The following is a 24,618-nucleotide window of genomic DNA, read 5'->3' on the forward strand; positions in this document are numbered from 1 at the left end:
AAGAAGTATACCCGGATAGTATAAACTTTCAGCAACAGCTGCGATGTTGCTTAGCGGCCGCTCGCAGGCTTGCAATCTGCAACTCCGGATTACCCTTATAAACAGCGGATCCCGCAACAAAGGTATCCGCGCCGTGTGCGGCTGCAATTCCAATAGTGTCAACGGTTATACCGCCGTCCACCTGCAACCACAGATCAATTCCGTGGCGCTTACGAGCCTCATTTAACATTTTCAGCTTCGGCATTGTTTCCGGCATAAACGCCTGCCCGCCAAAACCGGGCTCAACCGTCATCACAAGCACCATGTCAAAGTTTGGCAGCAGCTCTAAATACGGCTCAACTTGTGTGCCGGGTTTTATCGCAATTCCAGCGCGAGCATCAAAAGAACGGATCACCCGAGCCAGTGCCACCGGGTTGTCAGTGGCCTCAGCGTGAAAAGTAACCGAATCCGCTCCCATTTCAGCGTACTCGGGCGCCCACCTGTCAGCATCCGTTATCATCAGGTGCATATCAAGTGGAATCGGCGAAACATCTAAGATTCGCTCCACAACCGGAGGACCAAAGGTGAGATTTGGCACGAAATGATTATCCATAACATCAACATGCACGGAATCAGCGGTTTCAATCCGAGCGAGTTCTTGCTGCAAATTAACAAAATCCGCAGCAAGAATGCTCGGATGAATTCGGCTAGACGTCATTAGGTCATTAGCGTCGTGCCGCAGGTGCGTCGAACACGCGACCCTCAGCATTTGTGCTCAGCAGTCCGATAACAATAGTTGTGATAGTTGAAAAAACAAAAATAAACAGTGCAAAAACACCGTTTATATTTGCATCTTGCAGTCTTCTCCAGGATACTGACAGGGTTGGCAGAGTCAACGCAAGACCTACTATGAGCATAATTAGCAAGCTCAAAAGTAAACCGCCAACTTCGCCAGCAAGAGCAGCTGGCAAGACAACGCCAACCCCCGGCACTAAACCTACGATGTTAACAAACAGCACTGACCACCAGTACTCGCTCTTAGACGCACGCCCTTTGAAATTGACATAGTTCTTAAAAAACCGTTTTACAGCTGTGAGCGCAGGTGCGTTGTAATAAGGCAACAAAAGGTTATCTGGATCTTTTGTGCCGTAAAAGTTTTCACCGCTAGAATCCTCAGCGTAATTCATAGTCCCTCACTCGATGTAATTTACTTTTTAGTATGTGAAACCACAACCACAAGCTGTGGCGTAATTTCTGGCTATAATCATACCACGGCATCAAACAACCAGCGCTTTTATCACACTACCGACTGCGAATATACTAAAAACTGTGGACGGTAACGCTACTCACGTTACCGCCCACAGCTCTAGGTTAAAACACTATGCGCGCTCTAGCACCTCAGCAACGGTTGCGCTTTCCAGCTCTGGGAAAGCATCCGCCACTCCCTTATAGGTGATAACACCCTCATGCGCGTTAAGACCCTTTGCAAGTGACTCATCATCCTGCAACGCCTTAACCCAGCCCTTGTTGGCGAGTGCCACAACATAAGGGAGTGTTGCGTTTGTGAGCGCAACTGTTGATGTTGTTGGAACAGCGCCTGGCATATTAGCAACGCAGTAGTAAATAGAATCGTGCACCTTGTAGGTTGGATCATCGTGCGTTGTTGGACGCGAGTTCTCAAAGCATCCGCCCTGGTCAATCGCAATGTCAACAAGCACTGAGCCCGGTTTCATCTTTGCAACCATCTCGTCGGTTACAAGTTTAGGGGCTTTCTCTCCAGGAATCAGCACAGATCCGATAACAAGATCAGCGTCTTTTAGCGCATTGGTGATGTTCAGCGAGTTTGAAGTCAGCGTTGAAATGCCGCCGTTGTAAATATCTTCAATCTGCTTCAGACGAGGCAGTGAGATATCGATAACGGTAACAGCCGCGCCAAGACCATAAGCCATGCGAGCCGACTGCTCACCGGCTGCGCCGCCACCAATTACAACAACGTTCGCCTTGCTAGTTGCTGTTACACCACCCAGCAACAGACCCCTGCCACCGTTTGGAGCTAGCAGGTGGTGCGCACCAATCTGCGGCGCAAGCCTACCCGCAACCTCAGACATCGGCGCAAGTAAAGGCAGCGCGCGGTTAGGAAGCTGCACTGTCTCGTAAGCAATAGCGGTTGTGCCGCTCTTGATCACAGCGTAGGTGCACTCCTTAGAAGCCGCAAGGTGGAGATAGGTGAAAAGCACCTGCCCCTTGCGCATCCTGTCATACTCTGGTGCAATAGGCTCTTTAACCTTGAGCACCATTTCAGCTTTCTGCCACACTTCGTCAGCAGAATCAACAATAACGGCTCCGGCATCGCGAAACTCCTCATCAGAGATCGAGGATCCCACACCAGCACCTGACTGAATCAGAACTTCGTGACCGTTTTTCACGAGTTCCACAACGCCCGCAGCAGTGATTGCAACGCGGTTCTCGTTGTTTTTAATTTCTGTTGGCACTCCAACGCGCATTTTTACGCTCCATTTTCCTTGGTCTGTATAATCAGTGCATTGCAGAATCCTAATTTGTAAAGCTCTGCAATATTGGCGCAAGCTTCGACCAACTCCGGCGAATACCAATTTTGCCCGATGCTAGCGTTTCCATTGTAACATCGCCAAGCTGTTAAATCATCGCATGATACTCCGCTGGAAGGCTAAACTGGTATCAATTCAATGTCTTCGTAATCCACTCTCCTAACCACTGCAAGGATTTTATAATGTCAGAAACCCCCGCGCTTGCGCAAATAGCCGCGGAACTCTTACGTGAAAATACCCCCGATGCCGCCTACGACGAGTTCACCTCGTGGGTGCAACAGCACCGGGGGTTTCAGCTGTATCCCGCGCAGGCAGAGGCGCTCACTGCGGTAATGCTGGACGCAAATGTGGTGTTGGCAACGCCAACTGGCACAGGCAAATCAACGGTTGCGCTAGGCGCTCACTTTTACGCGCTGGCGCAGGGCAAGCGCAGCGTTTACACCGCCCCGATAAAAGCGCTTGTGAGCGAAAAATTTTTTGAGCTGGCAGAGGTGTTTGGCGCGGCAAATGTGGGGATGCTCACAGGAGATGTTGCAATTAATCCGCAGGCACCGGTGCTGTGCGCAACCGCTGAAATTATCGCGCAGTTTGCGCTCTCCGACCTCGCCTGCTGCGGTATCGACCAGATTATTATGGACGAGTTTCATTACTACGCCGACAAGCAGCGCGGCTGGGCGTGGCAGGTGCCGCTGCTCACAGCGCACCACGCCCAGTTCGTTTTAATGAGCGCAACTCTCGGTGATGTTACGCCCGTTGTGGCAACGCTAAATCAAAACACAGGACGCGAAACCGCAGAAATAACGGGAGTGGATCGGCCCGTGCCGCTAAGCTACAGTTACGAGCTTGAGACGGTGCAAAAAACCGTTGAACTGGCGCTTAAAAGCTCGCGCGCGCCGCTCTACCTGGTGCACTTCAAACAGGCTGACGCAATCGAGCAGGCAAACGCACTAATGAGCCTTGCGCCGCTTGAAAAACACGAAAAATCAGCTCTGAGTAAAGCGCTGCAGGACGCTAAGTTTAACAGCGGATACGGTCCGACCCTCAAAAAACTGCTGCAGAACGGAATTGGCGTGCATCACGCAGGGCTGCTGCCAAAATACCGCCGCCTAGTTGAGCAGCTGGCACAGCAGGGGCTACTCAAAATAATTTCCGGCACTGACACGCTCGGAGTTGGCATTAACGTGCCGATCCGCAGCGTTATTTTGACAACCCTTATTAAGTTTGACGGCACAAAAGAACGCCGCCTGAGCGCGCGCGAATACCACCAGATCGGCGGTCGCGCAGGGCGTGCCGGACACGACACCGCGGGTGACGTGATCGTTGTTGCGCCGGAACACGAGGTCGCTAACGCACTCGCCGCGAGCAAGGCCGCGGCGAAAGAGCTGAAAACCGGCAAAAAGGCAAAACCTGTTAAAAAACAAGCGCCCAAGGGCGGGGTGAACTACAGCGCCCAGACTTTTGAGCGCCTCACAGCCGCAGCGCCCGAAGCGCTCACAAGCCGGATGCAGGTGAGCTATCCAATTGTGTTTGCTTTCCTGTCGCGGGGCGAAACAGAGCCCGGTGAGCTGTTTTGCGAGGGGCGCAAAATAATCGAAATGTCACACGAGAGCACGCCGCGTAAATACACGCTAATGCGACAGAGTTTGGAGATTATCCGCAGCCTGAAAAATGCGGGCGTGATTACAGTCGTGGAAACTGACACCGGCAAGCTACTGCGCTTTAACGAGTCAGTAAACACGAATATCACGCTCACTTCCCCGCTGTCTCTGTTTGGAATTGCCGCGCTTGAGCTGCTAGACCCGGCAGCTGCCTCTTTTACACTCGATATAGTCTCGGTTGTGGAGGCCACACTTGAAAACCCGCGCGCCGTGCTAATTGCCCAGCAGCAAAAACTGCGCCGCGAGTTAGTTGCGCAGTTAAAAGCCGACGGAGCCGCCTACGACACGATCCAAAACGAGCTAGAGCAGGTCGAGCACCCGCAGCCACTGCGCGAACTGCTGGTCGAGGCATTTGAGCGGTATGCGACGCACACTCCCGCGGCGCGAGCAAGCGAGATTGCGCCCAAGAGCGTTTTACGCGATATGCTCGAAAACCTGTTCGGATTCCGCGAGTTCATTAACCACTACAGCCTAACCAGAGCTGAGGGCGTGCTGCTACGCTACCTCACAGATGTTTATCGCGTGCTCGTGCGCACGGTGCCAGAAAAACACAAAACCGCAGAGCTAGTCGATGTTATCAACTGGCTCGGCGAAATGATTCGGCAGGTGGATTCAAGCCTGCTCGACGAGTGGGCGCGCCTCAGTAGCACAGCGGCCGCACAGGAGAGTGCGAGCGCAACCTGCAACGAGAGTGACCTGCTTCCACCAGGGGCTGCCGCATCAGGGCTGCTCACAGACAACAGAGCCGCTTTTGAGCGGATGCTGCGCAATAAACTGTTCCAGCTTGTAACCGCGGCCGCGCTCGACAACGTGAAACAGCTGAGCGATCTCTCCAAGCCATATATTACAGCCGAGCTATCGCATCCGCTGCCCCAGAGCATGAATCAACACGACTGGGATCGCGCGCTTGATGCTTACTACAGCGAATACGACTATATCGAGACCGGTGCCAGCGCGCGCAACAGCGCGATGTGCGTGATCGACAAGGAATCTACGCAAACCTGGCAGATCGAGCAGGTTATTTTAGATCCCGAGCGGGATAATGCCTGGGCGATTTATGCCAGCTGCGATCTTGCACTCAGCAATCAGCTGGGCGAACCGGCAATCACCGTGCATGATTTTAGAGCGCGCTAGGTAGAATTGATACCGCGCTTTTGGCGCTCTTACCAGTTTACAGCAATTTTAAAGACGGGTTATTTATGCGGCTTGGTGTAATCGATATAGGCTCAAACACTGTGCATCTGCTGGTTGTGGATGCGCACCCCGGGGCCAGCCCTGTGCCATACCATTCGCAGCGTGATCTGGTCAGGCTCATGCGCTATATTGACGCGAGCGGCGCGATCACCGAGGAGGGGATGCAGAAGATTCTCTCTGCTGTTAGCGCGGCGGTTGCTGCCGCCCGCAAAATTAAGGTTGCAGATCTTATAATTACCGTCACAAGCGCGATTCGTGAGGCCAGTAACGGGCAGCTCGTGCTTGAACTGATCAAAACCGCCACCGGTGAAAATGTGCAGGTGTTATCTGGCGAAGAGGAGGCCGCGATTACGATGCTTGCGGTACGGCGCTGGTATGGCTGGTCTGCCGGTGAGCTGCTGTTGTTTGATATTGGCGGCGGATCGTTTGAGATCGCACAGGGGTCAAACGAATACCCGGACGCTAAGGTTTCGCTGCCGCTGGGGGCGGGGCGCGCCACGGTGCAGTTTATTCCGGATGACCCGCCGGGGTATGCCGCTGTTTCAAAACTGCGCAAATACGCGCGCGCAGAGTTTAGCCGTGTTAAAAGCGAGCTGTTTCAGAATCGACCCGCGCCGCAGCGCGTTGTTGGTACTTCGAAAACGATCCGCTCGCTGGGGAGGCTTGTTGCGGGGACGGCGGATCCTGTGACCGGCGAAAAAGCGCCGCTCTACTATAGCGACCTCAAAGAGTGGGAGCCGTTTTTGCGCGAAATGCCCTCTAACGTGCGCGAGTATCTGCCAGGGGTGACGCCTGAGCGTGGTTATCAGCTGATGGCGGGTGCGGTTTTGCTGCGCACCGCGATGAAAGTTTTTGGTGTACAAAAACTCGATATTTCACCGTGGGCGCTGCGTGAGGGAATTGTGCTGCAATACATTGACCGGCTTAATTTGCGGTAGTGGCGGTGCTATCAGCCTGTTGCGTTTTCTGGCATGCCAGCACTACCAAAAGCTCGCTTAAACAGGCGCTGTGCCTGCTCATTGGATGGTAACTGATATTTTTTTAGCAGGAGTTCATTGACTGCAGTAAAAAATTTACTAAAGGCTTGATCGTCACCCGTGGATATTTTGTAAACTTCGGAGGCGCTTATTAAACGAATGTCTTCCCGCTCGCCTCTGTTTGCGACTTTCCAAGGATGTTGTGGTTTTGGAGTTTTCTGAATAACTTCAACCAAGTAACAGTTGTATCCCTTATAATTCCATTTCAAGGCATCCTGAAAGTTGTCATATAGAGTTTGTTTTCCGCTGGCGTTTAAAGTGTTAAATTTATTCTTAACTTCACCAATTGCCGGCCTGCCCGTAACACCAAACTCTTCTTTGTGAACAATATCAATCACACCGCCTGACCTACCAGTACTAGTCCATCCAGGCAACGCCCCCAAAAGATTCTGGTGAAAAGCACCTATTGCGTTACTTAACGTCTTATTAAACTGTCTGGAAGTTTCCATATCTAACCACTCTTCTATGGAAATCTTGTTATATGTCGCCTCAAATATAGCTAAAAACGGATCCATAATGTTCTTGTGAGGATTAGATTTAATCGCCCTGTCAAGAGAAGTGAATATCTTCTCAACTTCAGATTCAAGAGTTTCATCATCAAAGAAGTCGATTCCATAACTATATGTTTTCATAAAATTTAAGAATACTATGAATCATTTTACAAGCATAAATTCTATAACCTTTGCATATGCAAAGGTTATAATAAGTGAATGAAAATCAAAATTTCTGAAGCAGCCACCAAACTTAATGTTTCTATAGACACCTTAAGGAGATGGGATAAAGCAGGAATAATAAAAGCAACTCGCAGCGCAACAGGTGTTCGCGAATTTGATCTGAACGAACTGCAGCGACTTTACAATAAACGATACTGCAAAACCCACGAAGACTCTTTACCCAGAGGAACGGCTCTTGTAACTACCGATACACAAAAATACAGCTGCATAGATTTATTTGCCGGGGCAGGAGGAACCGCCCTTGGTCTAGAGAATGCGGGCTTCGAACATAAATTACTTATGGATATAGACAGGCATGCCGTTGATACATTAGCTTTAAACCGACCGCATTGGAATATTATTCGACAAGACGTTTCAGAGTTTAGTTTCAAAACTTTTAATAAGCAAATAGATCTCTTAGAAGGCGGATTCCCCTGCCAGGCTTTTAGCTACGCAGGTAATAGCAAAGGTTTTGCCGACACAAGAGGAACGCTCTTTTTTGAATTTGCACGGGCTATCCAAGAAGTGATGCCCAAAGTGTTTATAGGTGAAAATGTAAAAGGCTTGCTTCGGCACGACGGCGGGCGAACTCTTACGACTATGATGAAAACACTCTCTCAGATTTCCGACCCAGTGGCGGGAATAAAATACAATATCGCTTACAAAATTGTAAGATCTCAGTACCACGATGTTCCGCAAAAGCGCGAAAGATTAATAATCATAGGAGTCAGAAGCGATATATCGTCACAAATATTTTTTCCGAAAGAACGTGACTATATCGTCTCGTTATGGGATGCTATTGGCGACTATCCTCAAAGCGACGGTCAGAAGTACTCAGTTGCTAAATATAATGTACTATCTCAAGTACCACCGGGCGGATATTGGAAAGACCTACCGCAAAAACTGCAGAAAGAATATCTAGCAGGATCTTATCATCTATCTGGCGGCAAAACAGGTATAGCACGTAGATTATCTTGGCATGAACCATCTTTGACCCTAACCTGCTCACCAGCTCAAAAGCAAACTGAAAGATGTCACCCCAAACATACGCGACCTCTAAACGTGCGCGAATACGCGCGTATTCAATCCTTTCCCGACACTTGGCGTTTTAGTGGTGGAATGAATGCACAATATAAACAGATCGGAAACGCTGTTCCTGTTAATTTAGCGTTTTATCTCGGCAGATGCGCTGCGACAATGATATCTGGAAAAGTAACGCCCGAAGACCAAGCATACGTTACACCAGCCACCGATGAAGAGTATTACAGCTCGTGATAACGGCTTTGATAAACAGTTTTTGCGAGTTTCCCTGCTAATCCCAATTTTTTATTTGGTTAAGTATGATGAAATATTCGTATGGATAAAACAGCAAACAGTGTAGCTACAGCAAACGACGCAGCCGCACAGGCAACCCGCGATATTGCGGATGTTGCTGCGGTCGAAATAATCACTAGCGCGTGCGTGCACCTGTTAAGCGCGGCCGCTGTGAAAGTGGGGCTCGCGGATGATCCAGAAACTCAAATCGATCTGGATGAGGCACGCAAGCTAATAACCGCACTGGCTGGGCTTGTGACCGCCGCAGCACCCGAGATCAGTGATATGCACGCAAGAAGTTTACGCGACGGTTTGCGCAGTGTGCAGCTTGCATTTAGAGAGGCTTCACCGATTGCCGATGCTCCCGGCAAAGGACCGGGCGAAAAATACACAGGATCTGTTATCTAGCTTAAACAGCCCGGGCGGTTGCCCTCACTTAAAGCGAAACAACCCTGATTTTTAGAGAATCAACCGCGCTCACGAGCGTTTCCTCGCGCTGCCACGCCTGTTTTGCGTTATCAACTATTGTCGTCACCTCGCCGTTTGAAAGACCGGGGCGCAAACCTAAAACAAGCTCTGTTTCGGCGCTAATGAGTCTTAGCTCGGGATCTGCCGGAAGCAGGGCAACAACCAAAACACTGTCACTAATGAGCAACTTATTTACTCTTTCGGCAATCTCGGGCTGCGCCCACGCCGGGGTAAAATCCGCTCCCGTGGCAACCGCTTCGTACTGATTCTGGCGAATCCCCAGCTCGCTTGTTTTGGAAGCTGGGTCTACAATAACCATTTCGCTGTTTTCTTGTGCGGCCGCGAGCATCACCTGCGGCATCATAACAGGAATCGGACGCGCTGAGCTATCCCACTCCCGCATTGCTGCGGTGCTTGAAAACACCGGCAGCGCTTTTCTGCCGTCAGGAGCTAGCACGGTAACTATTGACAGCTCCTGTGTTTTTTCAACCGTTTTACCCGTAGCGATTGTGCCAAAATCGCCAGCTTGCGCAATAAGCGGCACAAGCACTCGCACCTCTTGTAATGCTCGCAACACCTTTTGTTGAGCTTTAAGCAGCTCTTGGAAACTTGCCGAAATCTGCTGTGCGTCACCGCTGAGCTGTTTGTCACGATAACGCTGAGCTGCGGCGCGTAAAATTGCAACCGCCTCGGTGTATTGCGGATAAGCAAGCCCGTCATCATCAGCAAACGCGGTGTTGTGATGGTCAAATGTTCTGCCCGCCCACGCTATGCCAGCGGAATCAGCTAACCCTCCGGGCAGTATACCTTCCGGCAGCCCCGAACGAGTTTTTGAGTTTTGCGGTATATCGCCGGTTGAACGAAGTTTTCTAATAGCCATAGTAACAAGTACAACCAATTATACCGCAGCTGCAAGCGCTTCACCCAGCGTAAACCTGTTTGCGTACAGCGCTTTACCCACAATCACAGCATCAACGCCCTTTATTTCTTTGAGGGCGGCAATATCAGCAAGCGTTGCAATACCTCCCGATGCGGTAATATTTGCGTCAGTGTGCTGTGCCACGGTGCGTAAAAGCTCGAGATTAGGCCCCTGTAAATTACCGTCGCGGGTTACGTCAGTAACGGTAAAACGCGCGCACCCGGCAGCCGATAGCTCTTCTAGGTAGCGCAACAGACTACCAAACTTGCGGTCGGTGCCGCGCGCTTGTACCTGCTCGCCGCAAACGTCAAGGCTGACCGCCGCCCTGTCACCCAGCCGCGCAAAAGCCTCTTTTAGCCAGTTCACATCTCCCAGAGCATCACTTGCGAAGTTGATTCTGTCAGCCTGCAGCGCCAGCGCTCGAGTAAGCCCCGCCGTGGATGATATGCCGCCTGAAACTTGAATTTTCACACCACCGCACTCGGCTATCAACTTTTTAATAACAGAGGTGTTTCCCCCGTTCTCGTAGGCTGCGTTAAGGTCAACAATGTGCAGCCAGGCAGCTCCCGAAGCAATAAACTCTCTGGCGATTGCCAGCGGATTGCTCTCACCAATACTTTGATCAACACCCCCGCGCACAGGTCGCACGGCTTTCGCGTCTTTAATGTCAATAGCCGGAAGCAAAGTTATTGTACGCAAAACAACATCCTGTTGTGAAAAGAAAACTTAAAGCTGACGCTTTTATTGTAGCGGCGCTCTCTTGTTAAACTCTCTAGCGGTATCAAGCCGCGTCGCTATTATCGCCCGACATCCGCCGCACTAACTGTAATCTTAGAGTCAGAGTACTGCAGTGGAATCGCAATAGGCTCATAAGCTTTTAAGAGACCACCACTGAGATTATTTAGTTTAATAATCTCAGCCACAGTATCTCGCGGATCACGCTCGGGATCAAGCTCCTGCGCGATCTCGTACAGGGTCTCACCCGGCAGAGGCATAATATAACTAAACTGCTGCTCGTGTGTAGACTCGTTTGAAGCCACCGCAGCCGAGGTGTTTAACACCAAAGCTGTTAAACCAAACACAATGCCTGCGCTTAGCAAGCTGAGCGTAACAAAAAAGACGCACCCCTTTGGCGTTAGCCTAACGCGCGCTAAACGCCCTCTGGTGTGAGTAATTTTATGCGAGGCAACACCCAAGCTAGCATCGCTTGCGACTGCGCCACAAGCAGTTTCAGGTACTGTGGTTACTCTGGTCATCAAAACTCCAAAATCGAACATTTGTTTCACTGCTTCAAGATTACACCCTAATAGCAAGTTTGTCGAATTAGTGTTCGAGAAAAAGTTTCGAATATCCGGTTATGTTGCAATTATTATCGAAACTAAAGTATTATTTTTTTAGAACAAATATTTACTCTGCTTACCACCCCGCAGGAGGTCACCTTGCTGCAAAACAGCTCAAACAGCTTAAAACCGCTCCTCAAGGCAAAGCAGCAGCGCGTTTACGACTATCTGTTATCAGAAAACACTCTGCGCGGGTATCCTCCGTCAATGCGTGAAATAGCAGAGCACTGTGGATTCGCGTCAATTTCCAGTGTTTCACACCAGCTCAGCCGCCTGGAATCGATGGGATACATCCGCCGCGCTCCCGGCAAAAGCCGTTCTATTGAAATAGTAGACGCCCCAGCGGCGCAAACAGCAGACGCTCAAAACACATCGTACGGCACTGCGGAGGCGTACGATATTGACAGCTCAAATGTTGCGGTGCCACTAGTTGGGCAGATCGCAGCGGGCGTGCCAATAACCGCGCAGCAGCACGTTGAAGATACTATGGCACTGCCAAAATCACTCGTTGGTAGCGGCAATATTTTTATGCTTAAAGTTGTTGGAGACTCGATGATAGACGCCGCTATATGCGACGGCGACTATGTTGTTGTGCGCGAACAGGCGGACGCTGAAAACGGCGACATAGTTGCCGCAATGCTTGACGAAGAAGCAACGGTAAAAACGCTTAAGCGCCGTGACGGAAACCTTTGGCTGCTGCCGCAAAACACGCAGTTTGAGCCGATTCTCGGTAACGAAGCAACTATTTTAGGTAAAGTTGTTGCGGTTTTCCGGGCACTATAAGAACGCCGCGTACCAAGTCAAAGACTAAACGCACTACTAAGAAACTAAATACTGCTGCAACCGCGCCAGCATTTCATCACTAACCTGCGCGTGCATAAGAGTTCCCGCTGTCACATAATCAAAACTAATAACCCTATTGTGTTCGTGCATTTGATTTACAAGATCACCCCGATCATAGGGCACAATCGCAGTAATATCATGTTCTGGCTTAGGTAAAAACTCGTCAATACGCGCTAACAGATCGGCTACTCCCGCACCGGTTTTTGCAGAAACAAACACCGCGTCACTTGCGAGCCCCTGTAAAACAAGGCGTTGATTATCAGAAATTAGATCCGCTTTATTAAAAACCACAATCTCGATAATCTCTGATGCGTTAACCTCCGCGATAACCTCACGCACAACTTTCAACTGAGCCGCAGGATCGGGGTGCGAGCCATCAACAACGTGCAGAATCAGATCCGCCGCGGCGATCTCTTCAAAAGTAGACCGGAAAGCCTCAACCAGCTGGTGCGGCAGGCTCCGCACAAAACCGACGGTGTCAATGTAGGTGAAGATTCTGCCGTCGGTGGTTGTCGCCTGCCGCACGGCGGTGTCGAGCGTGGCAAACAGCTCGTTTTGCACCAGCGCACCAGCCGATGTGAGTCGGTTTAACAAGCTCGACTTGCCAGCATTAGTGTATCCCGCGATAGCGACCGCCGGGACTTTACAGCGCGTTCGCATTGCTCGCTTAGTCTCACGCGAGTGCTTCATCTGCGCGATTTCGCGTCGCAATTTTGCCATTTTGGCGTTGATTCTGCGACGATCCAGCTCGATTTTGGTTTCACCCGGGCCGCGCGACCCCATTCCGACACCGGTCGCGCCAACCTGACCGCCGACCTGCCGAGACATTGACTGCCCCCAGCCGCGCAACCGCGGCAGCAAATACTCAAGCTGCGCAAGTTCCACCTGCGCTTTGCTCTCGCGGCTTTTTGCGTGCTGGGCGAAAATATCCAGAATCACCGCAGTACGGTCAATAACCTTGACCTTAACCGCGTCTTCCAGCGCGCGGCGCTGGCTCGGCGCCAGCTCAGAATCGGCGATAACCGTGTCGGCCTTCAGCTTGGCTACAAGCTCCCGCAAATCTTCCGTTTTGCCCCGCCCCAGATACGTTGCGGGATCCGGGTGCGGGCGGCGCTGCAGCAACCCGTCAAGAACTTTCGCCCCGGCCGTTTCTGCAAGCGCTGCCAGCTCTCGCATCGAGTTTTCGGCATCCTGCAGGCTGCCGCGGGAATACACTCCGATTAAAACCACGTTTTCAAGCTGCAGCTCGCGATACTCCACCTCGGTAATATCGTCAAGCTGCGTTGACAGCCCGGAAACCCTACGCAATCCGGCTCGCTCTTCACGCTCAAGCGCAATATCGGTGTCGCCGTCACTCAACCGGTCATAGCTCGCATCACCTAGCGCCTGCGCTTTGCCGTCGGTAATAACGTGCGCCGCACTCTGTGTTGCGGAGATGATCCGCCGCATATCCGCTATAGAAAGCTCCCGCACAGCATCTGCCGAGTCAATAAAATAACCATCACCGCTTTGCTCGATCGCGTTTTTAAGCGGATCAAATTCGTCTTCATCATCCATTAACTCTAAGATTACTCAAAGAATCTGAAAAATTAAGTGCATGGCTCGCTAGCGCTTAAGCCACTAAAATGGCATACTTTTATGGTGAGCGAACACTATTTCAGCCAAAATCCGCTTGTTAAATCGCAGGCGCGCGAGATTCAGACGCAGCTTGGCAACAGGTCTGTTACTGTCACAACCGATACCGGTGTTTTTAGTAGTGCCGGAGTGGATCGTGGCACCGCGGTGCTGCTGCAGCACACACCCGATCCGCAGGCCGGTAATATTCTAGATATGGGGTGCGGATGGGGCGCTATCGCGCTTGATACCGCGCTGAAAAACCCCGCAGCTACAGTTTGGGCGCTTGATATTAACGAGCGTGCCCTGGAGCTAACCTCGCAGAACGCTAAGCAATTGCAGCTGCCAAACATAAAGACTGTAACGGCGGAGCAGATTCCAGAAGGTGTGAAGTTCTCAGAGATTCGTTCTAATCCTCCTATTCGCATTGGTAAAAAGCATTTGCACGCGCTGCTTTTAACCTGGCTGCCGCGGCTTGCGTCAGGCGGCACCGCGTACCTAGTCGTTGCCAAATCTTTGGGCGCGCCATCGCTGCAGCGCTGGCTCGCGGACACTTTTACTGATTTTACAACCGAGTTGCACGTAAAATCTAAGGGGTTTTATGTGCTCGCGGTAACCCGTAATAAACCTCCGCTATGCCAGTAAAAAGCACCCGCGCCCGGGTGCGTACCGGCACGTGCTCGCAATAACCCGCGACTAAGTCGCCACGCTGCCGGTAAAAACCGTTTCCGCGCGAGTGCGTACCGACACATGCTCACCATCCTGAGTGGGAAACATCCGCACAGCAACCTGCCCGCCCGGCACAATAACTCGCCAATTGTGCACCAACAGTCCGCCGCGCCCAAAACTGCGGCGCAGTGTTAGCGCGGCTGCTGCTGCCGCTTCAGCATCAGCCGGCAATTCACCGTTTTTGCCGGTATAAAATCGCGCGCGGATCTGCCCTATGCCGTCTTGCACAGGATTTTCTTCTAGGCAGGCAAACACGGCAGCATCAAAGCCGCTCACCCGACAAGCTTCACTAAACTCGCCAGAGTCTATCTTCTGCAGCTCAGTTTTATTAACGAGCTGTACAACCCTGTGAGTTTTACCAATGCTAATATCAAGACCGTCAGCGTCGCGGCGCTCTACGTCACTGTGCGATTTTGACGCGCTGCTTGTAAGCAGCTGCCACCTGCTTAAGTTGACTCCGTAGCCGCCAACTCCCACGAGCACGTCAAAAATCTGCTCGCCGTTTATAACCGCGATCGTATCCCGCCTTTTATGCGCCACTAAACCTTTTTCTTTAACACAGTGCACAACCGCGCACGCGCCGTTACCCGACAGTTTTTCAATCGCACCAAAACGGTCATACTGCGACACCCGCCAGATAGGGTCTGGGTAGCTGAGACTAGCACCGCCGTTATCTGCCGCCGCTATTTTAACGGCGGTCAGAACACCGTCACCGCCTACCCCGTTACGCCTATCGCACAGCCCGCCCAAACGCTCCTGATCAAACTTTAGATTGCCAGCTTCTGACACAAAAACTATAAAGTCGTTCCCTAAAACAGAAACTTTTGTAAAATCTAGCACTCTAAAATTCTATATCTCAGTGTTCACAGAAGCTGCGATATCTGCCCCGATTTCATGCAGTTGCCTTTCATCGCAGCTCTGCGCGGATGTTATCCACGTCACATCGTGCAGCCGCTTAAACCAGCTCACCTGTCTGCGCGCATACTTGCGAGTTAGCAGCTGCGTTTGCGCAATGGCTTCGCTCTGTGTCAGCTCACCTGCCAGCTGGGCAATGGCCTGCGCGTAGCCAATTGCTTGACTCGCCGTGCGGCTCTTTAGTATTCCTAGGTCAAGAAGCCCTGCAACCTCATCAATAAGCCCCTGTTGCCACATTGCGCTCGTACGCTCGGCTAGCCGTTCCACAAGCACCGCACGATCCTCGTAAATGCCGTACAGTCTGGTAGGTCTTAAAAGCTCCGGTTTTTGGGGCAGCTGCGCCGCAATAGTCTTGCCTGTAATTTGCAGCACCTCAAGGGCGCGGATAACCCGCCGCGGATTTTGTAAGTCGAGCATTTTTTCAGCTGTTGGGTCACGTTTTATAAGCTCTATAATTAACGGATCAATACCGCTGCTGGCATACCGGCTTTCAAGCTGAGCTCGAATTTCTTCGTTGTGCGGCGCAAAATCCATTCTGTACAGAACAGAGTTTATGTAGAGCCCGCTGCCGCCAACCAAAATTGGCGCTATGCCTGCTGTGCGCAGGCTATCAATTAACTTACCCGTCTGCTTTTGATATGCTGAAACTGTTGCCTCAGCGTTCGGCTCTAAAACATCGAGCATATGGTGCATAACTCCTGCACGCTGCGCAAGCGGTAGTTTTGCCGTGCCAATATCCATGCCACGATATAGCTGCATTGAGTCGGCGTTTATAATCTCAGCTCTAATGTTGGCGGCGCGCAGTTTTTGGGCAAGATTGATTGCAAATCCGCTTTTTCCAACCCCTGTTGCTCCGATAACGGTAATAACCGGGGGGACTTTATGCTCCATGCTGTTGCTTAGGTGCGCGGACGAATCCGAAGTTCGGGCATACCAAGGTTGACAGCCCCCTTACCGGCGGTTTGCGGTGTGGGCGCACCGCAGCTATCCTTCTGGCTAAGATCCCATGCATCTCCTGCACGGGTTCTACGCAAACTATAGTTGCTTAGTTCATCAGCTATTAAAAAGAACGGCGCGGCTTCGGTAACGGTTGCATTCACAATATCCCCTGGGCGCGGCGTTTCCGCCTGCTCGGGCACGCTAAAGTGCACAAGCCTGTTATCGCGAGCCCTGCCTGAGAGGCGCGAGGTTTGTTTCCCTGCGGAGCTTGGTGTTACCATAATTTCAACCGTTTTGCCGATCTGCTTTTGGTTTTCTTCAAGCGATATTTGATCTTGCAGCGCGGTTAAACGCTCGTATCGCTCCTGCACAATTTCTTTCGGAATTTGATTCTGCATTATGCCCGCAGGAGTGCCCGGACGGACAGAATACTGGTAGGTAAAAGCACTCTGGAATCTTGATTGCGCAACAATTTCCAGTGTCTGCTGGAAGTCTTCTTCTGTTTCCCCGGGGAATCCCACGATAATATCCGTTGTAATCGCGGCATCTGGTATTTCTTCTCGCACTCGCTCTAGAATACCTAAAAACTTTTTACTGCGGTAAGAACGCCGCATTGCCCGTAAAACACGGTCAGAACCGGACTGCAGCGGCATATGCAGCTGGGGCATAACATTTGCTATTTCAGACATAGCAAGTATCACATCGTCAGTGAAAGCCGCCGGGTGCGGGCTTGTGAACCTAACACGCTCAAGCCCTTCTACCGTGCCCAGAGTACGCAATAGTTTACTAAACGCCTGCCTGTCGCCAAAGGCCACGCCGTAGCTATTAACGTTTTGCCCCAGCAGGGTAACTTCAATAGCACCCGCGTCAACGAGCGCCTGCACTTCTGCCAGCACGTCGCCCGGGCGACGGTCGTTTTCTTTACCGCGCAGACTCGGAACTATACAAAAAGTACAGGTGTTATTGCACCCTACCGAAATAGAAACCCATCCGCTTGATACGCTCTCGCGCTTTGAGGGCAGACTTGAAGGGAAAACCTCAAGTGCCTCCAGTATCTCCACTTGCGCCTCGTTATTGTGTCTTGCGCGCTCGAGCAGAACGGGCAAAGAACCCATGTTATGAGTGCCGAAAACAACATCAACCCAGGGTGCTTTTTCAATAATCTTGTTCTGGTCTTTTTGCGCCAGACACCCCCCAACAGCTATCTGCATTCCTTCGTGTTTACGTTTAACACTGGCCAAGTATCCAAGATTGCCATATAGTTTGTTATCGGCATTTTCTCTCACAGCACAGGTGTTTATAACAATTACATCTGCGCGCTCAGCCGCCTGTTTTGCAACGTATCCCGCGGTTTCTAAAGATGCGGCAAGACGCTCAGAGTCGTGCACGTTCATTTGACAGCCGTAAGTAACGACCTCGTATGTGCGCCGACCACCGTCAGCACGCACTGCTGCTAGTGACGGCTTGATATCAACTGGCTCATCGAGCAACTGAGTTTTCATACCTTCATTTTATCCGCTATAACTTTCTAGAGCGTAAACAGCCTCAGATTAAACACAGTTTAGCTACACCTATTGACGCTGTCGGCAGTTTTCGAGAGCCTCTTTTGCTATTTCTAAGGCTTGATACCCCGACCAGCCGCGTCGCGCAAGATATGCCAGTAGCCTGCGCAACGCAACCTGATAGTCCAGATCGGTAAGTTTTGATGCGCGACTATAGGCTATTGTTTTTAACAGCTCCAGCTCGGCATCGTTATCGATTCCGCTTAAGACTTTATCGATAACCTCACCCGCAATACCTCGCTGCGCAAGTTTTCTCTGAATCTCTGCTTTGCTCGAGCCCTGTGCTCCGCTCAGCTTAATAACTATAGCTTCTGCCATTGCTAACTCATCGATATAGTTACTGGCGAGCAGCTCAGTAACTACTAGCTCCACAGTGTGTTCTGCGTAGTCAAGCTTCTTAAGTTCACGGCGTATCTCCCGTGCAGATAAAGCCTTGCGTGACAGTTTTTTATAGGCTACTGCGAGCGCATCCTGATAATCCTCACCCGGGCTGGCTTCATCACTCTGAAATTTAGCATTCTTTAACGCTACTAAATCCCTGATTTCAGCTAGCACCTGTTCACCCTTGCGCGCCCCATCAAGGGATAAAACAGACTTTAACGCTTCTGCGGTTGACGAGTAACAACGCCAGCTGTTAAGGCTGACAACCTTTGTGCCATCAGCATTTGCGCCCGCGCGCTGCAATTCCTCCCGTCTTACACTCACCTATGCTACTGCCTTCTTGATTTCGGTCACAGTCGTATCAGCAACCTGCGGCTCATCGACTTCGCCCTCACCCTGAGCAATTCCCATAGCCTTCATTATTTTGACCTCTATTTCAGCCGCCACGTCCTTATTTTCTTTTAGGAAGCGCCGTGCTTTTTCAAGCCCTTGCCCCAGCTGATCTCCCTCGTAGGTGTACCAGGAGCCGCTCTTCTTAACAATTTTATGCTCCTGCCCCAGCTCGATAAGAGAGCCCTCGTGAGAGATTCCCTCACCGTATAAAATATCAAACTCAGCAACCTTAAACGGCGGCGCCATTTTGTTTTTAGCAACTTTCACCTTAGTGCGGTTACCAACAGCCTCTGTGCCCTCTTTTAGAGTCTGCACACGACGAATATCTAACCGCACAGAAGCGTAAAATTTCAGCGCCTTACCGCCGGAGGTGGTCTCAGGACTGCCAAAGAAAACCCCCACTTTTTCACGCAGCTGATTAATAAAAATGCAGGTGGTATTAGTGCTGTTAAGCCCACCCGTTATTTTACGCAGTGCCTGCGACATTAAACGCGCCTGTAGGCCAATATGAGAATCTCCCATATCGCCTTTAATCTCAGCCGCAGGCACAAGAGCTGCAACAGAGTCAACAACAACCAGATCAACAGAGCCTGATCGAATCAAAAGATCAGCGATTTCAAGTGCTTGTTCTCCCGTATCCGGCTGTGAAACAAGCAGCTCATCAATATCAACACCGAGTTTTGATGCGTAAACAGGATCTAGTGCGTGCTCAGCATCAATAAACGCGGCAATACCGCCTTTGCGTTGTACGTTTGCTATTGCGTGCAGTGTTAGAGTTGTTTTGCCGGAACTCTCAGGGCCGTAAATCTCAACAATACGACCGCGCGGCAAACCGCCTATGCCGAGAGCGGCATCAAGCGCAATTGAACCCGTGGGGATCACATCAACCTGCTGGCGCTCTATTTTACCCATGCGCATAATCGCGCCCTTGCCAAACTGTTTATCAATTTCAGCAAGCGCTGATTCAAGCGAAGCGATTTTGTTTTCATCACTCATTGTGTACTCCTAAGGTGGTTAGCTAGCGCGTTTTACAACGCCTGTAGTAACAAGCTGGTTTTCTGCTCAAGTTAAAGCAGCAAACAAACTCGCTAATTACATGATAAACAAGGGGTAGGACAGTAATTTTTTTAACGGTTTACCTGTGCAAAAGTTACTGTTTTACGACCTGTTAAAAACAATACAACAAATCGAACAAAATTACCAATAAGTTGCGCGTATCTAAATACTTTGTGGCGCTAGATGTTTTTACCCGCACCGTGGCGTCTCTCTTCTGGCACGTTCATCTCTTCACACAGCGCCAGCCAAACACGCCTCACATCGGCGTTTGAGGAGAGCGCCTCTGCCGGGGTCGCCCGCAACTGCGGCAGCCAGTATTCACTGATTAAAACCGTCGCCTGTGCGACCCCAAACTCAAGCTCACAGGCACGCTTAAACTCGCTCAGTCGCAAAGTATTCACACGAGTTCGCGCTCAACAAAGCGCCCGCTAAACTCTTTGAAATCGGTCACAGACATCACAGACTCATCAAAGGAAACCGTAAGCGCCTCGCTCAGCGCAAGCCGCTGCCCAGCTTCGTTAATAACCTCTGAAAGATTAACCTCGAGCGCATCAGCGATGGAGGCAAGCACCTCGCTAGAAGCCTCTTTTTGCCCCCTTTCAAGCTCGCTTAAGTAGCCAGGCGCAACACTAGCGCTACCAGCAACTTTACGCAGGGTATCACCTCGTCGCATTCTAAAGTCTCGCAGCACATCACCAATTTGCTGTCGCAAAAGCACCATCCAGAGAGCCTCCTACTAAAATAATATCAACCACAATACCCGACATCGATCCAATAAAACCTGAAGGCGAGTAACTTTATGAAACATAGTATCCCCGGGGTAAGACACCAATTTTTAAGCCGCGCAGGATTCCAGCTGCAACAGCCGTTTCAAAACTACAAGACCCGCAAAAACTGCCGTTTTCCGCACCCTGTTACGCTCACCCGGAACATAAAACCGCACGCTCTCAGCACGATTTGGCGCACAAAAACCGACGTAGAACAGCCCAGGTTCCGCGCCACTCTGCCAATCTACAGCGGGCCCGGCAACCCCGGTTGTCGCAATTCCTAGCAGCGATGTGCCCTCACCATGAGCACCGGCAACGCCACCACCGACTGTACGGTAAACATCGCCCGTATCGTCGACACGATCAACATCACAAGCATCACCATCACCGCGCATCAACCGCACAACCCCCTGCGCCATTTCGGCAGCAATCTGCCAGTCAACGGGTCCTGTTTGTAACAGCCGCTTCCGGCACACTCCTAAAACACTGGCTTTAATGCGAGTGTCATAGGCTACAACGGCTCCGGTTACCACAGCAGAAGCGCCCGACACCGCAACCAGCTCAGCGGCGAGCAGTCCGCCCGTAAGTGATTCAGCCACTGCCACCCGTGCGCCTTGAGATACCGCCAGAGCAACAACCTCTGCGGCTAAATCCGCAGCGCTTTGCCCAAGCTCCGCATCGCTCAGAGCGACAACCTCCCGGCAAAAACTATCGGCGTTAATCACCGCGCATCACGCTTTTTTCTAGTCGCACGCCAAATATAGTCAAGACCGCTAACAATTGTAAACACAACCGCCAGGGTCATCGTGATGACATTAAGCCAGAAGCCAGGCAGAGCACCTGTAACAAACTGGTGCGGCATCAGAGCCAGCGGAATCGCAATCGACTGCAGCACGGTCTTTATCTTTCCCAAATAGGCGGCCGCTACAATTTCTTTGGCGCTCGCCCGCACAATCCGATCAGCCGTTATCCCGATTTCGCGCAGCAGTACCAGCGCGGTCACCCACCAGGGCAGCTCCTGTAAAATTGAGAGTGCAACAAGCGCGCCGCACGTTAAAAACTTGTCGGCAATCGGGTCAAGCAAGCGCCCCAAATCGGTTACGAGGTTGCGCGACCGCGCCCAGTAACCGTCAATTCCATCGCTAATCATAAACACAATAAACAGCGCTGCACCCCACACGCGCAGCTCGCCTTTCCAGCCGTTATCTTCAAGAATCAGCCAGAGCACCACGGGAGTCGCCAGTATTCTGAGCAACGTCAAAATATTCGGCCCATTTACCCACACCGGCTTTTTTTTCGCGCTTGCCACCTAGTATCTCTCGCTTCTTCCGGTTAAATCCCAGGCGTCCTCTGATCTCTCAATTTCAACCTCTGGCAGCTCAGCACGCTCTTGCAGCGGATCAGCATACATCTCATCTTCCTCATACACTTGTGCGCTATTATCCGCTTGATTCTCAGCCTGCGGAGTCTGCCCCTGCAGCACTGCCAGCACATCATCCAGCTGTTCCGGGGTTACCAGCACGTCACGCGCTTTAGACCCCTCAGAGGGACCAACAATCGCGCGGCTTTCGAGTAGATCCATCAGCCGCCCCGCCTTCGCAAAACCTACTCGAAGCTTGCGCTGCAGCATCGAAACAGAGCCTATCTGCGACACAACAACGAGCTTAGCGGCCTCTAATAGTTCAGCAAGATCATCACCAATATCGGCATCAACTTCTTTTTTAGCGGTAACTATCTCAATATCTTTGCGATACTGCGGACGCGCCTGCGCTTTAACATGATCAACAACCCGTTTAATCTCGGTCTCTGTCACCCAGGCGCCCTGCACGCGCAAAGGATGCCCCGCGCCCATAGGCAAAAACAACCCGTCACCCTGACCAATAAGCTTTTCAGCGCCCATCTGATCTAAGATCACGCGTGAATCGGTTGCCGACGCAACCGCAAAGGCCAGACGCGAGGGCACATTGGCTTTAATCAGACCGGTCACAACATCCACAGACGGGCGCTGTGTTGCGAGTACCAGGTGGATTCCTGCGGCACGCGCCAGCTGCGTAATACGCACAATAGACTCTTCAACGTCGCGCGGCGCAACCATCATCAAATCGGCAAGCTCGTCAACAACCACCAAAAGATACGGGTACGGGCGCAGTTTTCGCTTGCTATCTGGCGGTAGCTGGATACTGTTTTGCCGCACCGCTTCGTTGAAATCATCAATGTGCCTAAACCCAAAACTCTGCAGGTCGTCGTAGCGCATATCCATTTCTTTAACAACCCATTGCAAAGCTTCCGCCGCCTTTTTAGGGTTGGTTATAATCGGCGTGATTAGGTGTGGCACGCCCTGGTAGTTGGTCAGCTCAACCCGTTTAGGATCAACCAGCACCATCCGCACTTCTGCGGGCGTGGCACGCATCAGCAGACTGGTTATCATCGAGTTTATAAAACTCGACTTACCAGACCCCGTCGAGCCGGCAACCAGCAGGTGCGGCATTTTGGCAAGGTTTGCAACAACAAAACCACCCTCAACATCTTTGCCAACGCCAATTGTTAGCGGATGCTTAGAATTAAGCGATTTTTTAGACCGCAGCACGTCACCAAGCACAACATTTTCGCGATCCTTGTTCGGAATTTCAATTCCAATCGCTTTTTTACCCGGAATTGGTGACAAAATATTAACCTGATTGGAAGCAACCGCATAAGAAATGTTCTTAGTAAGCGCGGTAACCCGCTCAACTTTAACACCCGTACCAACTTCAACCTCATACTGGGTCACGGTTGGGCCACGCGAATACCCAACAACGCGCGCGTCAACGTTAAACTGGGCAAAAACCTCTGTGATATCGACAATAACCTGCTCATTGCCCGCCTTGTGCACGGGATACAAAACACCCTCTTCGAGCGTGTTCTCCGCTGGCAAAACATACGCGGGCACGTCACTTCCCTGCTGCGCCTGCGGCTTAGCGGGCAGGTCACGCTGAAATGGCTCGGGAGCTGCCAAAGGCTCTGGCTTAGCAGCCGGTGAATCATCGCTAAGCCCGCCCGTGCTGTAGCCGCGCGCGCTTCCTAAAATAGCCTCGGCACGCTGCAGATCCGCTAAAATCTCGTCGTTGGTCTGCCCCTGCTGCGCCGGTGTTTCACCCGCAAGCGGTGTGGCAAAAGCAACATCACCAGAATTATTTAGCGGATCACCCCCGTCGAGCAGGCGCTCAATTTCGATTCCGGCAGAGTTGTAACCGGCAGCGTGCGCGCTGACTTGCTGCCTATTATCAGCGTAATCTGCGATTTTAAAAAGCACCTGCTCAGATTTTGGCTTCTTAAAGCGCCCGAACAGACCGCGCGAGGCAACGCCTGTTGCAGTGCTCTCGCTCGCAGGCTCGGGATCGAAAGAATCGTCAAACGCTGTGTGCTGCGGCATCTGAAACTCGGCTGTGTCGTGAGTTTCAGCAACGGTGGATTGGCGCGCACCACCCCCAGAACGAGCGACCGCAGATTCGCCGGTGGTAGAATCACCAAAAAACCAGCGCCCGAGCGCTGCTATCCGCTTAAAAATTAGTCGCGGCGGGGTTTTTGTAATCACCAAAACAGAAAACAGCAGCGCAGCTACAAGCAGCGGAACTGCCACCCACACCGTCGCATACATCAGAGGCGCGCCTATCATCCACCCTAGCAGACCGCCCGCCTGTGCGAGCTTCGCCATACCATCAGCCGGCGCCGGTTGCGAGCTAAAAACGTGCAACAGCCCAGTAGCAGAGAGCAGTAGCAGCAACAGCCCCGTTGCGATCCGCCTATTATCGTGCACGCTCAGCGGGCGGTTAAACAAGACAGCAGCGAACGCCAGCAGCACAACCGGCATCACAAAAGAAATTTGCCCAAAAGCGCCCCCAAAAGTCCAGTTACTAATGGATACAGCCCAGCTGACAGCCGGCAAAAACCACTCAACAACAATGCCAATAAACGCCAGGCACACGAACAGAAACGGCACGCCATCACGGCGTTTTTCGGGCTCTAGCGGGGTAACCCTGAACATTCTAAAGGCGGCTCCACAGGCGTGCGCGAGCCATAAATAAGCCTGTGCCACAGCGGCATCACTATCACCGCCCGCAGCGCTTGTCACTTCACTCTCAGCTAAAACCCTAGTGCGCTGGTTTGCGCCGGCAGCAGTTTTAGCGGCACTCTTTTTACGAGAACCGCGATTGCTATCAGCCGGGCTGCGAAAACGAGAAGAAACCATAC

The 24,618-nt window shown here is 51.5% G+C and carries 24 protein-coding genes; 6 read left to right on the top strand and 18 right to left on the bottom strand.

All coding sequences use genetic code 11. The features are described from left to right. Positions 1–28: 28 nt before the first annotated feature. From rpe to ald, 3 genes are all read right to left on the bottom strand, one after another. Positions 29–697, bottom strand: coding sequence for a ribulose-phosphate 3-epimerase (gene rpe / locus KJY78_RS01750; RefSeq protein ID WP_214336792.1), 669 nt, complete (start codon positions 695–697; stop codon positions 29–31). A gap of 7 nt (positions 698–704) precedes the next feature. Continuing rightward, entirely contained in the window at positions 705–1,166 is a 462-nt protein-coding gene (locus tag KJY78_RS01755; RefSeq protein ID WP_214336793.1) for a DUF805 domain-containing protein, read from the bottom strand. A gap of 192 nt (positions 1,167–1,358) precedes the next feature. Then, a complete protein-coding gene (ald, locus tag KJY78_RS01760; RefSeq protein WP_214336794.1) occupies positions 1,359–2,483 on the bottom strand; it encodes an alanine dehydrogenase in 1,125 nt (374 codons plus the stop codon). A 245-nt stretch (positions 2,484–2,728) separates the two neighbouring features. Here ald and KJY78_RS01765 point away from each other — a divergent pair, with 245 nt between their 5' ends. Then, the gene (locus KJY78_RS01765) at positions 2,729–5,338 is read left to right on the top strand and encodes a DEAD/DEAH box helicase (RefSeq protein ID WP_214336795.1); all 2,610 of its coding nucleotides are present in this window, start codon (positions 2,729–2,731) and stop codon (positions 5,336–5,338) included. 65 nt (positions 5,339–5,403) lie between these two features. Then, complete coding sequence (locus KJY78_RS01770) at positions 5,404–6,336, top strand: Ppx/GppA family phosphatase (protein ID WP_214336796.1); 933 nt, start codon at positions 5,404–5,406, stop codon at positions 6,334–6,336. Between the two features lie 11 nt (positions 6,337–6,347). Here KJY78_RS01770 and KJY78_RS01775 read toward each other — a convergent pair whose 3' ends face one another. Beyond that, the gene (locus KJY78_RS01775) at positions 6,348–7,067 is read right to left on the bottom strand and encodes an Eco47II family restriction endonuclease (protein WP_214336797.1); all 720 of its coding nucleotides are present in this window, start codon (positions 7,065–7,067) and stop codon (positions 6,348–6,350) included. Positions 7,068–7,145: 78 nt separating this feature from the next. Here KJY78_RS01775 and dcm point away from each other — a divergent pair, with 78 nt between their 5' ends. Both dcm and KJY78_RS01785 read left to right on the top strand, forming a co-directional pair. Further along, positions 7,146–8,423, top strand: a complete 1,278-nt coding sequence (gene dcm, locus KJY78_RS01780; RefSeq protein WP_250544018.1) for a DNA (cytosine-5-)-methyltransferase — start codon at positions 7,146–7,148, stop codon at positions 8,421–8,423. A gap of 81 nt (positions 8,424–8,504) precedes the next feature. Then, positions 8,505–8,870, top strand: coding sequence for a DUF1844 domain-containing protein (locus KJY78_RS01785; protein ID WP_214336798.1), 366 nt, complete (start codon positions 8,505–8,507; stop codon positions 8,868–8,870). A 28-nt stretch (positions 8,871–8,898) separates the two neighbouring features. On the opposite strand, the gene KJY78_RS01790 is transcribed toward KJY78_RS01785, so the two are convergent. The 3 genes from KJY78_RS01790 to KJY78_RS01800 form a co-directional block, all read right to left on the bottom strand. Beyond that, on the bottom strand, positions 8,899–9,810 hold the full coding sequence (locus tag KJY78_RS01790) for an SseB family protein (protein WP_214336800.1): 912 nt from the start codon (positions 9,808–9,810) through the stop codon (positions 8,899–8,901). Between the two features lie 18 nt (positions 9,811–9,828). Then, entirely contained in the window at positions 9,829–10,548 is a 720-nt protein-coding gene (locus KJY78_RS01795; protein ID WP_214336802.1) for a HisA/HisF-related TIM barrel protein, read from the bottom strand. Positions 10,549–10,646: 98 nt separating this feature from the next. Next, positions 10,647–11,126, bottom strand: coding sequence for a hypothetical protein (locus tag KJY78_RS01800; protein ID WP_250544019.1), 480 nt, complete (start codon positions 11,124–11,126; stop codon positions 10,647–10,649). Positions 11,127–11,291: 165 nt separating this feature from the next. Here KJY78_RS01800 and lexA point away from each other — a divergent pair, with 165 nt between their 5' ends. Beyond that, positions 11,292–11,972 carry a transcriptional repressor LexA gene (gene lexA / locus KJY78_RS01805; protein ID WP_214336926.1) on the top strand — a complete coding sequence of 227 codons (681 nt, stop codon included), beginning with the start codon at positions 11,292–11,294 and terminating at the stop codon, positions 11,970–11,972. A gap of 36 nt (positions 11,973–12,008) precedes the next feature. Here the strand turns inward: lexA and hflX are convergent, their stop codons facing one another. After that, positions 12,009–13,481, bottom strand: coding sequence for a GTPase HflX (hflX, locus tag KJY78_RS01810; protein ID WP_214336927.1), 1,473 nt, complete (start codon positions 13,479–13,481; stop codon positions 12,009–12,011). 189 nt (positions 13,482–13,670) lie between these two features. On the opposite strand from hflX, the gene KJY78_RS01815 reads away from it, so the two are divergent. After that, a complete protein-coding gene (locus KJY78_RS01815; RefSeq protein WP_214336803.1) occupies positions 13,671–14,291 on the top strand; it encodes a class I SAM-dependent methyltransferase in 621 nt (206 codons plus the stop codon). Positions 14,292–14,342: 51 nt separating this feature from the next. Here the strand turns inward: KJY78_RS01815 and KJY78_RS01820 are convergent, their stop codons facing one another. From KJY78_RS01820 to KJY78_RS01865, 10 genes are all read right to left on the bottom strand, one after another. Continuing rightward, positions 14,343–15,215 (bottom strand): diaminopimelate epimerase, encoded by an 873-nt coding sequence (locus KJY78_RS01820; protein WP_214336804.1) that lies wholly within the window; start codon positions 15,213–15,215, stop codon positions 14,343–14,345. Between the two features lie 9 nt (positions 15,216–15,224). Further along, on the bottom strand, positions 15,225–16,181 hold the full coding sequence (gene miaA / locus KJY78_RS01825) for a tRNA (adenosine(37)-N6)-dimethylallyltransferase MiaA (protein ID WP_214336805.1): 957 nt from the start codon (positions 16,179–16,181) through the stop codon (positions 15,225–15,227). Between the two features lie 8 nt (positions 16,182–16,189). After that, positions 16,190–17,731, bottom strand: a complete 1,542-nt coding sequence (gene miaB, locus KJY78_RS01830; protein ID WP_214336806.1) for a tRNA (N6-isopentenyl adenosine(37)-C2)-methylthiotransferase MiaB — start codon at positions 17,729–17,731, stop codon at positions 16,190–16,192. A gap of 69 nt (positions 17,732–17,800) precedes the next feature. Then, complete coding sequence (locus KJY78_RS01835; protein WP_214336807.1) at positions 17,801–18,496, bottom strand: regulatory protein RecX; 696 nt, start codon at positions 18,494–18,496, stop codon at positions 17,801–17,803. Continuing rightward, complete coding sequence (recA, locus tag KJY78_RS01840) at positions 18,497–19,561, bottom strand: recombinase RecA (RefSeq protein WP_214336808.1); 1,065 nt, start codon at positions 19,559–19,561, stop codon at positions 18,497–18,499. A gap of 239 nt (positions 19,562–19,800) precedes the next feature. Continuing rightward, positions 19,801–20,022 carry a DUF3046 domain-containing protein gene (locus KJY78_RS01845; protein ID WP_348771153.1) on the bottom strand — a complete coding sequence of 74 codons (222 nt, stop codon included), beginning with the start codon at positions 20,020–20,022 and terminating at the stop codon, positions 19,801–19,803. Further along, on the bottom strand, positions 20,019–20,342 hold the full coding sequence (locus tag KJY78_RS01850) for a helix-turn-helix domain-containing protein (RefSeq protein ID WP_214336809.1): 324 nt from the start codon (positions 20,340–20,342) through the stop codon (positions 20,019–20,021). Before KJY78_RS01850 ends, KJY78_RS01845 begins: the two co-directional genes overlap by 4 nt. A gap of 114 nt (positions 20,343–20,456) precedes the next feature. Next, the gene (locus tag KJY78_RS01855) at positions 20,457–21,113 is read right to left on the bottom strand and encodes a CinA family protein (RefSeq protein WP_348771154.1); all 657 of its coding nucleotides are present in this window, start codon (positions 21,111–21,113) and stop codon (positions 20,457–20,459) included. Beyond that, on the bottom strand, positions 21,110–21,697 hold the full coding sequence (gene pgsA, locus KJY78_RS01860) for a CDP-diacylglycerol--glycerol-3-phosphate 3-phosphatidyltransferase (RefSeq protein ID WP_348771155.1): 588 nt from the start codon (positions 21,695–21,697) through the stop codon (positions 21,110–21,112). Before pgsA ends, KJY78_RS01855 begins: the two co-directional genes overlap by 4 nt. Further along, positions 21,698–24,616: a DNA translocase FtsK gene (locus KJY78_RS01865; protein ID WP_431732318.1), complete on the bottom strand. Its 2,919-nt coding sequence runs from the start codon at positions 24,614–24,616 to the stop codon at positions 21,698–21,700. Positions 24,617–24,618 lie beyond the last annotated feature (2 nt).

The organism is Canibacter zhuwentaonis, assembly GCF_018531145.1.
GTDB classification, from domain to species: domain Bacteria; phylum Actinomycetota; class Actinomycetes; order Actinomycetales; family Microbacteriaceae; genus Canibacter; species Canibacter zhuwentaonis.

Bases quoted from the DNA above. Each gene is read 5' to 3' on its own strand.
- miaB (WP_214336806.1), bottom strand. From the start codon at position 17,731: ATGAAAACTCAGTTGCTCGATGAGCCAGTTGATATCAAGCCGTCACTA.
- KJY78_RS01770 (WP_214336796.1), top strand. From the start codon at position 5,404: ATGCGGCTTGGTGTAATCGATATAGGCTCAAACACTGTGCATCTGCTG.
- dcm (WP_250544018.1), top strand. From the start codon at position 7,146: ATGAAAATCAAAATTTCTGAAGCAGCCACCAAACTTAATGTTTCTATA.
- KJY78_RS01800 (WP_250544019.1), bottom strand. From the start codon at position 11,126: ATGTTCGATTTTGGAGTTTTGATGACCAGAGTAACCACAGTACCTGAA.
- recA (WP_214336808.1), bottom strand. From the start codon at position 19,561: ATGAGTGATGAAAACAAAATCGCTTCGCTTGAATCAGCGCTTGCTGAA.
- KJY78_RS01765 (WP_214336795.1), top strand. From the start codon at position 2,729: ATGTCAGAAACCCCCGCGCTTGCGCAAATAGCCGCGGAACTCTTACGT.
- ald (WP_214336794.1), bottom strand. From the start codon at position 2,483: ATGCGCGTTGGAGTGCCAACAGAAATTAAAAACAACGAGAACCGCGTT.
- KJY78_RS01785 (WP_214336798.1), top strand. From the start codon at position 8,505: ATGGATAAAACAGCAAACAGTGTAGCTACAGCAAACGACGCAGCCGCA.
- KJY78_RS01815 (WP_214336803.1), top strand. From the start codon at position 13,671: ATGGTGAGCGAACACTATTTCAGCCAAAATCCGCTTGTTAAATCGCAG.
- KJY78_RS01775 (WP_214336797.1), bottom strand. From the start codon at position 7,067: ATGAAAACATATAGTTATGGAATCGACTTCTTTGATGATGAAACTCTT.
- KJY78_RS01755 (WP_214336793.1), bottom strand. From the start codon at position 1,166: ATGAATTACGCTGAGGATTCTAGCGGTGAAAACTTTTACGGCACAAAA.
- rpe (WP_214336792.1), bottom strand. From the start codon at position 697: ATGACGTCTAGCCGAATTCATCCGAGCATTCTTGCTGCGGATTTTGTT.
- KJY78_RS01850 (WP_214336809.1), bottom strand. From the start codon at position 20,342: ATGGTGCTTTTGCGACAGCAAATTGGTGATGTGCTGCGAGACTTTAGA.
- KJY78_RS01790 (WP_214336800.1), bottom strand. From the start codon at position 9,810: ATGGCTATTAGAAAACTTCGTTCAACCGGCGATATACCGCAAAACTCA.
- hflX (WP_214336927.1), bottom strand. From the start codon at position 13,481: ATGCGGCGGATCATCTCCGCAACACAGAGTGCGGCGCACGTTATTACC.
- miaA (WP_214336805.1), bottom strand. From the start codon at position 16,181: ATGGAGCATAAAGTCCCCCCGGTTATTACCGTTATCGGAGCAACAGGG.
- KJY78_RS01865 (WP_431732318.1), bottom strand. From the start codon at position 24,616: ATGGTTTCTTCTCGTTTTCGCAGCCCGGCTGATAGCAATCGCGGTTCT.